16 protein-coding genes and 1 tRNA gene are annotated in these 14,819 nt (G+C 69.1%); 12 read left to right on the top strand and 5 right to left on the bottom strand.

The features are described 5' to 3' along the window. Positions 1-117: 117 nt before the first annotated feature. On the top strand, positions 118-2,544 hold the full coding sequence (locus tag ACLBWJ_RS01580) for an Rne/Rng family ribonuclease (RefSeq protein ID WP_447659615.1): 2,427 nt from the start codon (positions 118-120) through the stop codon (positions 2,542-2,544). 34 nt (positions 2,545-2,578) lie between these two features. On the opposite strand, the gene ACLBWJ_RS01575 is transcribed toward ACLBWJ_RS01580, so the two are convergent. Continuing rightward, complete coding sequence (locus ACLBWJ_RS01575; protein ID WP_112614710.1) at positions 2,579-2,851, bottom strand: DUF4031 domain-containing protein; 273 nt, start codon at positions 2,849-2,851, stop codon at positions 2,579-2,581. A 231-nt stretch (positions 2,852-3,082) separates the two neighbouring features. On the opposite strand from ACLBWJ_RS01575, the gene rplU reads away from it, so the two are divergent. From rplU to ACLBWJ_RS01525, 10 genes are all read left to right on the top strand, one after another. After that, on the top strand, positions 3,083-3,391 hold the full coding sequence (gene rplU / locus ACLBWJ_RS01570) for a 50S ribosomal protein L21 (RefSeq protein WP_023950787.1): 309 nt from the start codon (positions 3,083-3,085) through the stop codon (positions 3,389-3,391). A gap of 17 nt (positions 3,392-3,408) precedes the next feature. Continuing rightward, on the top strand, positions 3,409-3,666 hold the full coding sequence (rpmA, locus tag ACLBWJ_RS01565; protein WP_023950785.1) for a 50S ribosomal protein L27: 258 nt from the start codon (positions 3,409-3,411) through the stop codon (positions 3,664-3,666). Positions 3,667-3,739: 73 nt separating this feature from the next. Further along, on the top strand, positions 3,740-5,251 hold the full coding sequence (obgE, locus tag ACLBWJ_RS01560) for a GTPase ObgE (protein ID WP_274177868.1): 1,512 nt from the start codon (positions 3,740-3,742) through the stop codon (positions 5,249-5,251). Then, positions 5,248-6,078 (top strand): glutamate 5-kinase, encoded by an 831-nt coding sequence (gene proB / locus ACLBWJ_RS01555; RefSeq protein ID WP_404567847.1) that lies wholly within the window; start codon positions 5,248-5,250, stop codon positions 6,076-6,078. Before obgE ends, proB begins: the two co-directional genes overlap by 4 nt. A gap of 24 nt (positions 6,079-6,102) precedes the next feature. Continuing rightward, positions 6,103-7,365 (top strand): glutamate-5-semialdehyde dehydrogenase, encoded by a 1,263-nt coding sequence (locus tag ACLBWJ_RS01550; RefSeq protein ID WP_114589479.1) that lies wholly within the window; start codon positions 6,103-6,105, stop codon positions 7,363-7,365. Positions 7,366-7,412: 47 nt separating this feature from the next. After that, on the top strand, positions 7,413-7,640 hold the full coding sequence (locus tag ACLBWJ_RS01545; RefSeq protein WP_112614718.1) for a hypothetical protein: 228 nt from the start codon (positions 7,413-7,415) through the stop codon (positions 7,638-7,640). A gap of 10 nt (positions 7,641-7,650) precedes the next feature. Further along, the gene (gene nadD, locus ACLBWJ_RS01540) at positions 7,651-8,247 is read left to right on the top strand and encodes a nicotinate-nucleotide adenylyltransferase (protein ID WP_094261568.1); all 597 of its coding nucleotides are present in this window, start codon (positions 7,651-7,653) and stop codon (positions 8,245-8,247) included. After that, positions 8,244-9,443 carry a hypothetical protein gene (locus ACLBWJ_RS01535; RefSeq protein WP_282500963.1) on the top strand — a complete coding sequence of 400 codons (1,200 nt, stop codon included), beginning with the start codon at positions 8,244-8,246 and terminating at the stop codon, positions 9,441-9,443. The genes nadD and ACLBWJ_RS01535 overlap by 4 nt, the downstream gene beginning before the upstream one ends. Beyond that, complete coding sequence (rsfS, locus tag ACLBWJ_RS01530; protein WP_112614722.1) at positions 9,440-9,829, top strand: ribosome silencing factor; 390 nt, start codon at positions 9,440-9,442, stop codon at positions 9,827-9,829. The genes ACLBWJ_RS01535 and rsfS overlap by 4 nt, the downstream gene beginning before the upstream one ends. Before the next feature lie 27 nt (positions 9,830-9,856). After that, a tRNA-Ala gene (locus ACLBWJ_RS01525) sits at positions 9,857-9,932 on the top strand. A gap of 101 nt (positions 9,933-10,033) precedes the next feature. On the opposite strand, the gene ACLBWJ_RS01520 is transcribed toward ACLBWJ_RS01525, so the two are convergent. From ACLBWJ_RS01520 to ACLBWJ_RS01505, 4 genes are read right to left on the bottom strand one after another with little or no spacing between them, the layout of a single operon-like run. Further along, on the bottom strand, positions 10,034-10,912 hold the full coding sequence (locus tag ACLBWJ_RS01520) for a 3-methyladenine DNA glycosylase (protein WP_447659614.1): 879 nt from the start codon (positions 10,910-10,912) through the stop codon (positions 10,034-10,036). A gap of 37 nt (positions 10,913-10,949) precedes the next feature. Beyond that, positions 10,950-11,657: an SOS response-associated peptidase gene (locus ACLBWJ_RS01515; RefSeq protein ID WP_447659613.1), complete on the bottom strand. Its 708-nt coding sequence runs from the start codon at positions 11,655-11,657 to the stop codon at positions 10,950-10,952. A 45-nt stretch (positions 11,658-11,702) separates the two neighbouring features. Then, entirely contained in the window at positions 11,703-12,737 is a 1,035-nt protein-coding gene (locus ACLBWJ_RS01510; protein WP_112614726.1) for an App1 family protein, read from the bottom strand. Between the two features lie 4 nt (positions 12,738-12,741). Then, positions 12,742-13,422, bottom strand: coding sequence for a DedA family protein (locus ACLBWJ_RS01505; protein WP_274177872.1), 681 nt, complete (start codon positions 13,420-13,422; stop codon positions 12,742-12,744). Positions 13,423-13,464: 42 nt separating this feature from the next. Here ACLBWJ_RS01505 and ACLBWJ_RS01500 point away from each other — a divergent pair, with 42 nt between their 5' ends. Further along, complete coding sequence (locus ACLBWJ_RS01500; protein WP_447659612.1) at positions 13,465-14,793, top strand: anthranilate synthase component I family protein; 1,329 nt, start codon at positions 13,465-13,467, stop codon at positions 14,791-14,793. Positions 14,794-14,819: the final 26 nt, after the last annotated feature.

The raw sequence follows: 14,819 nt of genomic DNA, 5'->3' as shown, positions 1-14,819 counted from the left end.
GCCGCGCCGAGAGCCGGCTGCACACCGAGTGAGTTCGCGGCTCGTCCTTCCGGGAGCGACGCCGCCAGAGATGTACCGGGTGGCGCGCGGTGCCGCCCGAAGAGGAGTACGCCAGTGATGGCCGATGATCGTAACGACAGCCCGACCCCCGATGAGCCCGCGAACGCGGTAGATCCCGCCGCAGCCGAGCTCGCTGACGCGGTGACGTCGATCGACGCCACCGAGGAGCACATCGACAGCGGGCGCGCCGCCGAGGATGCCGCGCCGGAACCCGGTTCCGGAATGACCGCGGAGACCGGCACCGAGGGGACGCCTGCCGCACCCGCGCCCGAGTCCGCGCCCGTCGAGGAGGCCGCCCCCTCGGAGGAACCCGTCGTCCCCACTGGCGAGCCGGCGTCCGCCGAAGAAGCTGAGGAGCCGGCCCCCGCTGAGGAGCTGGCCCCCGCTGAGGAGCCGGCGCCGACGGACGAGCCGGCGCCCACGGACGAGCCGGCCGCTTCCGGCCCGCCCACCGCGGTCTCGCTCGGCCTGTTGCCGGCGGAGTTCGTATCGGCGGTGTCCACCGCGCTGCACTTCTACGCGCCCGAGATCGCGCCTCTTCCCGCGCTGCCGGACGACACCGATGACGACGACAACGGATCCTCGTCGAGCTCGAGCAGCTCGCGCCGCCGTGGCCGTCGCCGCGGCGGGTCGAACGGCGACGAGGGCAATGAGCCCGCTCCGCGCCAGCGCGCCGTCGAGCTGATCACCGAGCCCCAGCGCATCAAGGGCTCCACTCGCCTGGAGGCGAAGAAGCAGCGTCGCCGCGACGGGCGGGAAGCCGGTCGTCGACGCACCGTCGTCACCGAGGCGGAGTTCCTCGCGCGACGCGAAGCGGTCGACCGCGTCATGGTCGTGCGCTCGAAGAGCGGCCGCATCCAGATCGCCGTGCTCGAGGACAACGTGCTCGTCGAGCACTACGTCGCGCGCAACCAGGACGCTTCCCTCATCGGCAACGTCTACCTCGGCCGCGTGCAGAACGTCCTGCCGAGCATGGAAGCCGCGTTCGTCGACATCGGGCGTGGCCGCAACGCCGTGCTGTACTCGGGCGAGGTCGACTGGGATGCCGTCGAGACGGGCAACCAGCCCCGTCGCATCGAGCTCGCCTTGAAGTCGGGCGACCGCGTCCTCGTGCAGGTCACGAAGGACCCCGTCGGACACAAGGGCGCGCGCCTCACCAGCCAGATCTCGTTGCCCGGCCGCTACCTCGTGTACGTCCCCGGCGGTGCGATGAACGGCATCTCTCGCAAGCTGCCCGACACCGAGCGGGCGCGTCTCAAGCGCATCCTCAAAGAGGTGCTCCCGGAGTCCTCGGGTGTGATCGTGCGCACCGCCGCCGAGGGCGCGACCGAGGATCAGCTGACGCGCGACGTTCAGCGCCTCACCTCGCAGTGGGAGCACATCAGCTCGCAGCTCGAGAAGATCCAGGCGCCGGCCCTCCTGCACTCCGAGCCCGATCTGCTGGTGAAGATCGTGCGCGACGTCTTCAACGAGGACTTCTCGCGAATGCTCATCCAGGGTGACGAGGCGTACTCGACGATCACCTCCTACCTCACCGGCGTCGCTCCCGATCTCCTGGAGCGCGTCGAGAAGTACGAGGACGAGCAGGACCCGTTCGACGCGTTCCGCGTGACCGAACAGATCGAGAAGGCCCTCGACCGCAAGGTGTGGCTGCCTTCCGGAGGTTCGCTCGTGATCGACCGCACCGAAGCGATGACCGTGGTCGATGTCAACACCGGCAAGTTCGTCGGTTCCGGGGGCAACCTCGAAGAGACCGTCACGAAGAACAACCTGGAGGCTGCGGAAGAGATCGTCCGCCAGCTTCGTCTGCGCGACATCGGCGGCATCATCGTCGTCGACTTCATCGACATGGTGCTCGAATCGAACCGCGATCTCGTGCTGCGGCGCCTCATCGAATGCCTGAGCCGCGACCGCACCAAGCATCAGGTCGCGGAGGTCACCTCTCTCGGTCTCGTCCAGATGACGCGCAAGAAGCTGGGCCTCGGGTTGCTGGAGACATTCAGCGAGGCGTGCGACGTATGTGCTGGCCGCGGGGTCATCGTTCACCACGACCCGGTCGTCAAGCACCGCGGTGGCGGAGTTCAGGGCGGCAACGGCAACGGCTCGGCGCGGCGCGGTCGCGGCGGCGGCAACGCGGCACCGGCTCCCGCGAACGGTGGCACCCACGTCATCACCGAGGGCGCGAAGTCGGCCCTGGCGCAGATCGCTGCCTCGACGATCCAGGCGACCGCGGCCGATGAGGATGCCGAGATCATCGCGGCTCCCCTCGAGGCCGAGCCTGCGCCCGTCGAGCGCCCGAAGAAGCCCCGTCGCAAGAAGGCCGAGCCCAAGGCGCCGCGGACCGAGAAGGATCTTCTCCTCGACTCGGTCCTCAACGCGCTTCCCGAGCCCAAGGCGCCCGGTCAGGGACGAGGACGTCGTCGCGTGACCACGGCCGCTCTCAGCGGCACCCCGGTGTCAGCTGCGCCGGCTTCGGACGACTGACGCCCATCGCCGAGAAGGACGCCGCGGGATCGCTTCAGATCCCGCGGCGTTCGCGCGCTGTGACCCTCAGCCCGGAGGCGATGAGCCGGCGTACGAGCTCGTGGCCAGAGACGTGCTGGGCGCCGCCGGCGATGAGGCGCTCGAATGCCGAATCGGGGACGTCGTAGTGGTCGAGGTCGAATGCCCGCGCGGGCAGATCATGGCGTCGCGCGAAGGCATGGAGCTCATCGAGGTCCGTGTCGCTGACCAGGTGCGACCACAGGCGGCCGTGGGCCGGCCAGCGCGGATCGTCGATGAGGATCGCCATCCTCCGATCCTAGGGAGCGCCTCGCTCGGCGGCTCCGAAGCGACACACCCGGCCGTCCTTTTGCCGGATCTCCCGGCATCCGGTAAAGTGGACCCTTGGTGCAGCGAGTCCGTCGACGTCCCGTCACGATTGCGGCTCAGCCACAGGATCCTCTGGGGCACGCGCACCAAGACTTTCCAGTCTCGCAAAGACAATCGGAGCCGTGCGCTCCACAGAAGAAACAGGTGTGAAGTGGTTTACGCAGTTGTGCGCGCCGGCGGCCGTCAGGAGAAGGTCGAGGTCGGCACGATCGTCGTCCTCGATCGTCAGGCGGCTCAGATCGGTGACAAGCTCGAGCTTCCCGCCGTTCTCCTCGTCGACGGCGACGCCGTGACCACCGACGCTGACAAGCTCGCGAAGGTCACGGTCACCGCCGAGGTTCTCGGTGAGGAGCGCGGCCCGAAGATCGTGATCCAGAAGTTCAAGAACAAGACCGGCTACAAGAAGCGCCAGGGCCACCGTCAGGACCTCACGCGCGTCAAGATCACCGGCATCAAGTAAGCCAGGGAGACGCAGAGATGGCACACAAAAAGGGCGCAAGCTCCACCCGTAACGGTCGTGACTCCAACGCACAGCGCCTCGGCGTGAAGCGCTTCGGCGGCCAGGCCGTCAACGCCGGCGAGATCCTCGTCCGCCAGCGCGGTACCCACTTCCACCCCGGCGCCAACGTCGGCCGTGGCGGCGACGACACCCTGTTCGCACTCGCGGCCGGTGCCGTCGAGTTCGGCACGAAGGGTGGCCGCAAGGTCGTCAACATCGTGGCGGCTGCCGAGTAATTCGGACCAGACCACTTCGCGGCGAGGGGCGGGCTTCGGCTCGCCCCTCGCCCTGTTTTCCAGGAGGCACCGCATGGTGACGTTCGTCGACCGGGTCACGCTGCATCTGCGTGCCGGCAAGGGCGGCAACGGCTGCGTGTCGGTGCGCCGCGAGAAGTTCAAGCCGCTCGCCGGCCCCGACGGAGGCAACGGCGGTGACGGCGGCGACGTCGTCCTCGTCGCTGATCCCCAGGTGACGACGCTTCTGTCGTATCACCACTCGCCCCACCGGTCGGGCGGCAACGGCGGCTTCGGCATGGGCGACAACCGCTCGGGCGCGGCGGGGGAGCACCTCGAGCTCCCCGTCCCTGTCGGCACGGTCGTCAAGTCTCCCGAGGGCGAGACACTCGTCGACATGGTGACCCCGGGCATGCGTTTCGTCGTGGCTCCGGGTGGACAGGGCGGCCTCGGCAACGCGGCACTGGCGTCTCCCAAGCGAAAGGCTCCCGGCTTCGCGCTGCTGGGAACCCCGGGCTGGGAAGGCGATGTCCAGCTCGAGCTGAAGACGGTCGCCGACATCGCACTGGTCGGGTTCCCCTCCGCGGGCAAGTCGAGCCTCATTGCGGCGATGTCCGCCGCCCGCCCGAAAATCGCAGATTACCCGTTCACGACGCTGCATCCCAACCTCGGCGTCGTCCAGGCCGGCGACATCCGCTACACGATCGCAGACGTGCCGGGCCTCATCGAGGGCGCGAGCGAGGGACGCGGACTCGGTCTCGAGTTCCTGCGCCATGTGGAGCGCTGCTCGGCCCTGGTGCACGTGCTCGATTGCGCGACGCTGGAGCCGGGACGCGATCCCCTCACCGACCTCGACGTCATCCTCGCCGAGCTCGGCGCGTATCCGGTTCCCGAGGGTCAGGTGCCGCTGCTGGAGCGCCCGCAGCTCATCGCTCTCAACAAGACCGACGTCCCCGAGGCTCGCGATCTCGCTGACCTCGTGCGTCCCGACCTCGAAGCCCGCGGCTACCGCGTGTTCGAGATCTCGACCGTGAGCCGTCAGGGTCTGCGCGAGCTCTCGTTCGCCATGGCCGAGCTCGTCGCCGAGCACCGTGTCGCCGCCGCTGCCGAGGTTCCCGCAGAACGGATCGTCATCCGCCCCAAGGGCGCCGAACGCGACTTCACTATCCGCGTCGAAGGCGGCACCTACGGCAACGTCTACCGCATCCTCGGCGCCAAGCCGGTGCGCTGGGTGCAGCAGACCGACTTCCAGAACGAGGAAGCGGTGGGCTTCCTCGCCGATCGTCTCGACAAGCTCGGCATCGAGGACGAGCTGTTCCGGCTCGGTGCGACCCCGGGCTCGACGGTCGTGATCGGCGAGGGCGACGGCATCGTCTTCGACTGGCATCCGTCGCTGTCGTCGGCCGCTGAGCTCATGACCGCTCCGCGCGGCACCGATCCGCGTCTCGACCTCAATCCGCGCCGGACGTCGAATGAGCGTCGCGAGCGGTACCGCGAGCGGATGGATGCCAAGGCTGAGGCTCGGGCGGAACTCGAGGCAGAGCGCCGCGCTGAGAAGTCGCGAGGTGTCGCAGAGGACGACGCGTGAGCCTGCTCGCGCGCCGGGAGCTCAACGGTGCCCGACGCGTGGTCGTGAAGGTCGGCTCCTCCTCGATCAGCGGGGACAACGCGGGCAAGATCGACTCCCTCGTCGACGCGCTGGCAGAGGCGCACGCCCGCGGCACCGAGGTCGTGCTCGTCTCGTCGGGCGCGATCGCGACCGGCATGCCGTACCTTCGTCTCGACGAGCGCCCCACCGACCTCGCCACCCAGCAGGCAGCAGCGGCCGTCGGGCAGAACGTCCTGGTCTATCGCTACCTGGACGCCCTGCGACAGTACGGCATCGTCGCGGGCCAGGTGCTGCTGACCGCGGGGGACTTCGACGACCCGACGCACCGATCGAACGCACGCCGCGCGATGGAGCGGTTGCTGGGGCTCCGCATCCTTCCCATCGTCAACGAGAACGACACCGTCGCGACACACGAGATCCGTTTCGGTGACAACGACCGGCTCGCGGCTCTCGTCTCGCGCCTCGTCGGGGCGGACGCCCTCGTGCTGCTCAGCGATATCGCCTGCCTCTACACCCGGCCGCCGAGCGAGCCGGGCGCGCGCTCCATCGAGACCGTCTCCTTCGATGACGACCTCAGCGGGTACGAATTCGGCGCGACGGTGGTCAACAGCGTCGGCACCGGCGGTGCCGCAACGAAGGCTTCGGCCGCGCGGCTGGCCGCCGAGGGCGGGGTCGCGGCGCTCGTGACGAGCATCGACCTCGCCAGCGAAGCCCTCGCGGGTGCGGATGTCGGCACGTGGTTCGAGGCGAATCCCGCGCCCGCGCTGATCACCGGTACCGGGGCGATCGGCGTCGGTCAGGGCTGAGGCCGCCGTCGCTAGACTGGCGTGATGACCACAGCCGTCGCATCCGACGTCGCCGAGCGCCTGGGCGCCGCGAAACGGGCGAGCCGCTCGATCGGCCTTCTGGACGATGCCGCCAAGACCCTGCTCCTCGACGGCATCGCCGACGCGTTGATCGCCGACACCGCCCGCATCGTCACGGCGAACCGCGATGACCTGGAGCGCGGCGAGGCGGACGGGATCTCTGCCGGTCTGCGCGACCGCCTCATGCTCGACGAGGCACGCGTCGCGTCCCTCGCGCGTGCTGTGCGCGATGTGGCACGCCTCCCGGATCCTGTCGGGCGTGTGCTCGATGAGCGCGAGCTGCCGGGCGGCGTGCGACTCCAGAAGGTGTCCGTGCCCTTCGGCGTCGTCGCCTCCATCTACGAAGCCCGGCCGAACGTCACGGTGGACATCACGGCGCTCGCGCTCCGCTCAGGAAACGCCGTCGTCCTGCGCGGCGGCTCCGCAGCGCAGTCGACCAACGCCGCGCTTATCGAGGCGATGCGGGGTGCGCTGCAGCGAGCCGGGGTCGACCCCGACGGCATCCAGACCGTCGATGACTTCGGCCGCGACGGCGCGCGGGCGCTCATGCGGGCCCGGGGCCTCGTCGACGTCCTGGTTCCTCGCGGCAGTGCCCAGCTCATCGAGACCGTCGTTACCGAGTCGACGGTGCCGGTCATCGAGACCGGAGCCGGGGTCGTCCACATCGTCCTCGACGAGTCCGCTCCGCTCGAGTGGGCGCGCGAGATCGTCGTGAACGCGAAAGCGCAGCGGCCGAGCGTCTGCAATGCGGTCGAGACCGTGCTCGTCGTGCGGTCGGCGGCCGACCGCCTGGTTCCGCCCGTGTCCGCGGCGCTCATCGGCGCAGGAGTCACGATCCACGGCGACGATGACGTGCGCCGCCTCGTGCCCGCCGCCGTTCCCGCAACGGACGACGACTGGGCGACCGAGCACATGAGCCTCGACCTCGCCATGCGCGTGGTCGACGATCTCGACGAGGCTCTCGAGCACATCCGTCGCTACTCGACGATGCACACCGAGGCCATCGTGACCGCCGACGATGCGAATGCCGAGCGCTTCCTCGCTGAAGTGGACGCCGCTGTCGTCATGGCGAACGCGTCGACGCGGTTCACCGACGGGGGCGAGTTCGGCTTCGGTGCCGAGGTCGGCATCTCGACTCAGAAGCTGCATGCCCGCGGCCCGATGGGACTTCCTGAGCTGACCAGCACGAAGTGGCTCGCGCGCGGCGCCGGCCAGACGCGCGCCTGACCACCTAAACTTGATACGCGCCGCCGCGCGAAACGAACGGAGCCACGATGACCCTCGCCACGATCACCGCATTCGCCGCCGAGCAGACCGAGCACCACGGCAATGTGCAGGCGGAGACGATGATCTTCGGCGTCATCGCCCTGGTCATCTTCCTCGCTCTCGGTCTCGTGACGCTGTCGTACCGCAACGTCGCCAACCGCCACGACGGCAAGGCCGAGGCCTACGCCGCCGCTCACGGCAAGCAACTGACGCAGTCGGAGAACGGCCACCACTGAGGCCGCACCGATGACGGGAACGCGTGCGCCGCGTATCGGCGTGATGGGCGGCACGTTCGACCCGATTCATCATGGGCACCTGGTGGCCGCGAGCGAGGTCGCGCAGTCGTTCGATCTGGACGAAGTCATCTTCGTGCCGACGGGAACGCCGTGGCAGAAGTCGTTCGTGTCGCCGGGGGAGCATCGGTACCTCATGACGGTCATCGCGACGGCCTCGAACCCGATGTTCACGGTGAGTCGCGTCGACATCGACCGCGACGGTCCGACGTACACGATCGACACACTGCGCGATCTGAAGGCACAACGTCCCGACGCCGACTTCTTCTTCATCACCGGAGCTGACGCCATCGCGCAGATTCTCAGCTGGAGGAACCATGATGAACTGTGGGAGCTCGCGCATTTCGTCGCCGTCTCGCGTCCCGGCCACACGCTTTCGAGTGCCGGACTGCCCAGCGATGACGTGAGCCTGCTCGAGATCCCCGCGCTGGCCATCTCGTCGACCGACTGCCGGGCACGAGTCGGACGCGGACATCCGGTGTGGTACCTCGTTCCAGACGGGGTCGTCCAATACATTGCGAAGCATCATCTCTATCGGAGCAAGGCATGAGCGACAACGAGCAACAGCCACCGACTCCGCAGCTGACGCGCCGACAACTGCGTGAGCTGCGCAACACGGCTTCCAATCCGATCATCGTCGACCCTGACGCCACCGACGACGCGTCGGCGACCGGAGCGGAGCCGACGCCCGCCCCAGCGCCGCTGCCGCGTGCTGCGGAGCCGGTCGAGGTTCCCCCGGCGCCCGTCCCGCAGACGTCTGTCGATCTCGGCTCGCCCGCGCTGACCCGTCGCCAGGCTCGCCTGCAGGAGAAGATCCGCACGGCATCCATCCCTGTCGTGACAGCGACCGGCGAGCACCCGACCGTGGCGGCCGAATCCGACGACTCCGACGCGTCCGGTCCACACGACGCCGATGAAGCGGCTCGAGCGGTCGAGTCGGATGCCGCCGACGAGGATGCCCAGGACCGCGCCGAGCTCGACGCCCCCGGGGCTGACGGTGAGGCCGAGGCGGCCGATGGTGCGGATGCCGAAACGGAAGCCGCCTCCCCGGACGTCACTGACGCTGTGGTCGAGACCGAGTCCGAGGCAGCGGGCTCCGAGGCTGTCGAGGCGGAGCAGACCGTCCCTGAAGAGTCCATCGCCGAGCACGACATCGCCGCGCACGAAATCGCCGAAGACGATGTTGTCGGTGACGACGAGCGCGCGATCGACGAGACCGCGGATGAAGAGGAACCAGAGCGCCACGTCGTCTCGAACGACCTCGGCGCCGATCTGCTCGCGGGGGAGTCCGCCGCCAGCGACGTGCCCGCATCGTTCGATCAGCTGCTGTCGCGCAGTGCCGCGGCGACGGGCGCGTTCACGACGCCGAACGCACTGATCCTCGCCGAGAACCCCGACGGCGGCCCGCTGGTCGCACCCGTGACCGCGACAGGCGAGGTTCTGATCACCGGGACGTTCACGCTGCCCGAGAACTTCGGTTCGACCGGTGTCGTCCCGGGCGTTGCGGACGGCAAGGAGGTCGATGCGGTTCTCGTGGACGGCGAGCTGCCGGCGTCGTCCTCGCCCACTCCCATCGCCGCGAGCGCGGCCATCTCGACCATCAAGAGCGCCGAGGACGTCATTCGTCCGCCGGCGCCGGAGAAGGGCAGCCGCTGGACGGTCGCCCTCGCCATCACCGCGGGGGCCCTCGCCCTCGCCCTGGCGGGCGTTCTGCTCGTCTCGCTTTTCACAGGAGTCTTCGGATGAGTTCACAAGCAGTCATCGACATGGTCGCCGTCGCCGCGACGGCCGCAGAATCGAAGGGCGGCGAAGACCTCGTTGCCCTCGACGTGTCGCAGCCCCTCCCGCTCGTCGATGCGTTCCTGCTCGTCAGTGGGAACAGCGAGCGCAATGTCGCCGCGATCGCCGATGCGGTCGAGGAGAGCATGCTCGAGGCCGGCCACAAGCGTCTGCGCCGGGAGGGCCGCACCGAGTCGCGCTGGGTGCTGCTCGACTTCGGAGACCTCGTCGTTCACGTGTTCCACGAGCAGGAGCGCGTCTACTACGGGCTCGAGCGCCTGTGGAAGGACTGCCCGGTCATCCCGATCGAGGCCGCCGTGGTCACGAGCACCCCTGGAGATGTTGTAAGCTAAATGAGTTGCCGCGAGAGCGGAAACCATGGGCCTGTGGCGCAGCTGGTAGCGCACCTGCATGGCATGCAGGGGGTCAGGGGTTCGAGTCCCCTCAGGTCCACCAAGTCCCCGCTTCGGCGGGGATTTCGTGTTTTTACGGCGGTGGTGTCGCCCGAGTGGCGGAGTGCTGCGGCTCGGGCGACACACCCGGCGTGACTCGAATGCTCAGACGGCCGCTGCGGCGTCGACCACGTCGAGCACCGCGGCGCGCAACGCTTGACCGCGGGCGCTCAGCAGCCGCTGCTGGCGCACGTACTCGGCCTTGCCGTCGGCAGTCTCGATCGCAACGGGGGAGTAGCCCCAGTCACGCAGATCGTAGGGCGAGGCGCGCATATCGAGTTCGCGGATGTCGCGAGCCAGAACGAAGGCGTCCAGGAGCAGATGTCCGGGAACGAGGGGCCCGAGCTTCAGCATCCATTTGTAGACGTCCATGCCGGCGTGCAGGCAACCCGGCTGCTCGCGTGCGACGGCCCCTTCTCGGTCGAGCGGTTCGCGATTGAGCGGCACGGCCTCGGGCGTGAAGAACCGGAACGCGTCGAAGTGCGTGCAGCGCAGGTCGTGGGCCTCGACGACGGCATCCGTTCCCGCCGCGCCCAGCCGGAGCGGGATCTCGTGGCGCGTGGCATCGGTCCGGTAGACCATCGCCCACTCATGGAGGCCGAAGCAGCCGAAGACCCCCGCGCGGTCGCGCGTTGCGCGGAGGAGTCCCGTCACACCGCGGTACAGTGACGCGCGCTCCTGGCGGAACTGCTCGTCTGCGACACGCGCGTTGCGGCCGCCGACGATCTCATACCAGCGCCAGCCGCCGCGCTGGTCCGCGCCGCCGTTCAGGACGACACCGGGGCCTGGATGCCAGCGCCGGAGAATGGCCGGCTTGTAGGAGTAATACGTGAACAGGAAGTCCTCGACCGGGTGCTTCTCAGCGCGCGAAGCGCGCCGCCGGTGCGCCTCCGTGAGCGCATCAGCGCGCTCCGCGTGCTCGTCGGCGAGCTGATGCCATGTCTCAGGCGCCAACTGCACGGGGGCGGAGAGGCGGAGCGTCACCTCTCGAGGATAGACACCGGTGCGCTGGGAAACCGCGTCACGCCGGCTCGATGAGCGATGGATCGTCATTGCGCACGTTTCCCACAGCGGAGCCGACGGCGAACCAGGTGAGCGTGTCCACGACGACCGGAGCCGCCTCGGACACCGCGTCGAGCAGGTCGGCCGGGTATTCGGTGGTGGGATCGAGCCAAACATCGGCATACTCGGCGTCGATCATCAGCGGCATGCGGTCGTGAATCTCGGCCAGACCGCCGACCGCTGAGCGCGTCAGCATGGTGAAGCTCAGCAGCCACCGGCCCGGGTCGTCGACGGGGCGCGACGGGTCTTTCCACCATTCGTAGAGCCCAGCGAAGAAGAGCGGCTCACCGTTCTCGGGCCGGACGAAGTGAGGCGTCTTCGCACCGCCGTGATCTCGCCACTCGTAATAGCCCGATGCCGGGATGACGGCCCGGCGCGAGACCAGCGCATCGCGGAACGTCGGCTTCTCCGCCGCTTCTTCGGACCGGGCGTTGAACGCCCGCGATCCGACCGACGGATCTTTGGCCCAGCCGGGCACGAGGCCCCAGCGGGCGGAGGCGAGGCGACGCGTCGGAGGCTCGGTCTTGACCGAGTCGAGCACGATCGTCGCCTGCGCTGTCGGCGCGATGTTGAACGACGGACGGGGCAGATCGTCGGGGACGACTTCGGCGTGCAGAACGCTCGCGAGCTCGGAACCGACGCGGGCTACGACGAAACGACCGCACATGTCTTCAGCGTAGGGCGCCCGTGCGACATCCGGGCGATGCCGACCTCAGTCGCGCGCGATCACGCCGACATCGGCGAGCCGGTCGAGCAGCGCCGCTCCATCCGAGCCGGAGACCCACGGCACCTGCGCCGCGGAGTGATCGTTCACCGCGGTGCGGCCACCGGCGAGAACCGCCTCCGCCGGTGACAGTCGACGGATCGCAACAGCACGCACCCGATCTGGGTACTCACTGGCGAACGCCGTGTAGAGGGCGTCGTCGTGCTGGCCGTCGTCGCCGACCAGGAGCCAGCGGACATGCGGGAACTCCTTCGCGAGGCGGCGCAGGTTCTCGGCCTTGTGATCGCGTCCGCTGCGGAACCAGCGGTCGTGGGTCGGCCCCCAGTCGGTGAGAAGCATCGGTCCCGAGGGGAAGACATGGCGTCGCAGGAATCGGATGAGGGTCGGCGCGACGTTCCACGCGCCGGTCGACAGATAGATCACCGGGCTGCCCGGACGGTCGCGCGTCAGCCGCTCGAGCATGACGGCCATCCCGGGCACCGGTTGGCGCGCGTGCTCGTCGAGGACAAACGAGTTCCATGCCGCCACGAAGGGACGCGGCAGAGCGGTCACCATGACCGTGTCGTCGATGTCGGAGATGATTCCGAAGTCGGTGTCGCCGGAGATCACGAAGACGCGGGTCTCGATGACCTCGCTGCCTTCGACGGTCATCGAAATCGTCTGCCAGCCCGGCTCGAGGGCTCCGGGCAGCTCGACGTCGATGACGCCGCCGCGATCGGCCACGATCTCATGCGTCGTGCCCGCGACGGTGACCCTCACCTGCGCGAACGCCACCGGGACCGACGCGAAGCTGCGCCACCCACGGACCGAGGCGTACTCGCCACCCTTCGCGGGCCGCTTCTTCGGTGCGATCAGCACGCGTCCGAGGACACGGACCCAGCCGTCGCCGCCATAGCCGGGGTATGCGGCGACGGTCGGTCGTTGACCGCGCGCGCGGGCGCGTCGTTCGCGCCACGAGTGGAAGCGGCGCTCGAGGCGCGCCAACCACAGGATCTTCTTCCGTGGTGCGGGTGAGGAAGCCATCACCTCAGTCTTTCACGTCCCCGTCCGCGCGTCGGATCTTCTCCTCTTCGAGCCGGAGATGACGTGCCTCGCGGCGGCTGATCAGTCGCTTCACGAGGTAGGCGAGGAGCAGGAAGACCACGATGACGCCGACGAAGAGGTATCCCGCGTACTGGATGTTGTCGGAGACCTCGCGATAGGTCTTCGCCGCGGCCGCGACCACTCCGACGTAGAGAGAGGTCCAGATGACGCAGGCCGGCGCCGTCCACGCGATGAAGCGCCGATACGAGAAGCCGCTCATGCCGACCGTCAAAGGCACGAGCGAATGCAGGACGGGCAGGAATCGCGAGAGGAAGATCGCGGGGCCGCCGCGGCGTCTCAGATAGAGCTCCGAACGCACCCAGTTGTCCTCGCCGATGCGGCGCCCGAGACGAGAGAAGCGGATGCGAGGGCCGAGCCAGCGCCCGAGCGCGAACCCGATCGACTCTCCCGCGAGCGAGCCGGCGACGACCGCAGCACCCAGGATGAAGCCTTCGCCGACGCTCCCGACCGCGGTCGCGGCCACGATCACCACGGTGTCCCCCGGCACCACGAGCCCGATGAGCACACTGGTCTCGAGCATGATCGCGATACCCGCCACGACCGTGCGCAACACCGGGTCGATGCTCTGCACGGTGTTCAGAATCCAGTCGAGGATCTCGTTCACGCTCCGAGCCTAGGGGCGTGACCTAAGACATAACCTGTGATCGTGCCCGAGACGACGAGCTTCCGCTGCCTCGACGGCTGGACCGATCCCGCGAACCTCATCGGCGAGGTGCCCGGCGAGCATGTCTTCTGGCTCGACGCCGGCGTCGACGCCGCCTCGGGCTGGAGCTGGATCGGCTCGGGCGAGCCCGGCGATCCGCCGGACCCGGTCGTCGACGGATCCTCCCGGCAGAGGATGGGCCGCGAGGCACGCACGGGCCCCTTCGTCGGCGGCTGGGTCGGCTGGGCGGGGTACGACGCGGCGGCATCCCGAGCAGGCGCGCCGTCGAAGCGGGATGCTGCGGACCCCGAGGCTCTTTGGCTCCGAGTGGAGAGGTTCGTCGCGTTCGACCATGCCGCGCGGCGCGTATGGGTGGCGGCGCCGGCCGACGCCGTCGACGACTTCGCGGCGCAGGTCGACACCTGGCGCACAGGGGCTTCCGCGCGCGCGCGGGGGGACGCGGCGACGGGTGATCTCGTCGCTCAGGCCCGCGTCGACCCTGACCAGTACGCCGCGCTCGTCGGGGACTGCCGGAGCGCGATCCGCCGGGGTGACGCGTACCAGCTGTGCCTCACGACGCGTTTCACCGTTCGCGATGATCACCCGTTCGACGCGCTCGCGGTGTTTCGGAGGCTTCGTGCCGCGTCGTCGTCGCATCACGGCGGGCTGATCCGATCGGGGGAGCGGGCGCTGATCAGCGCGAGCCCCGAGCGCTTCCTCGGGCTCACCGGCGGAACCGTGCTGACCAGTCCGATCAAGGGCACGCGGCGGCGCGGCGATGACGCGGCATCCGATGATCAGTTGGTGCGGGACCTCGTGACGAGCCCGAAGGAACGCGCGGAGAACGTCATGATCGTCGATCTCATGCGCAACGACCTCCAGCGCGTCAGTGCGCCGGGTTCCGTCGTGGTCGAGCGTCTGCTGGAGGTCGAGACCTACCCCGCGGTGCACCAGCTCGTCAGCAGCGTGTCGGGATCGATCCGGCCCGGTACGCGGCTGTCGGAAGTGCTCGCCGCCGCGTTTCCGGCCGGCAGCATGACGGGTGCACCGAAGCTCTCGGCGATGACGATCCTGCACGACCTCGAGGGCGCTCCGCGGGGGACGTACGCGGGCTGTTTCGGCTGGGTCGGCCGCGACGGCGACGCCGATCTCGCGATGATCATCCGATCAATCGTCGTGAACGGCGAGCAGGCCTACGTCGGCGCGGGCGGGGGCATCACGTGGGGATCCGAGCCGGAAGCCGAGGTCGACGAGGTCGCGTTGAAGGCGCGGGCGCCGCTGGCCGCGCTCGGAGCGGACCTGCCGCCCCGGTGGCGGGAACGGGTCCGGTAGCCTGGGAGCGGTGCTCTCGCGCCCTT

Source organism: Microbacterium sp. M4A5_1d, assembly GCF_053345465.1.
The sequence above is the reverse complement of the archived record's forward strand: the minus strand, read 5'-3'. Positions and strand labels throughout refer to the sequence as shown.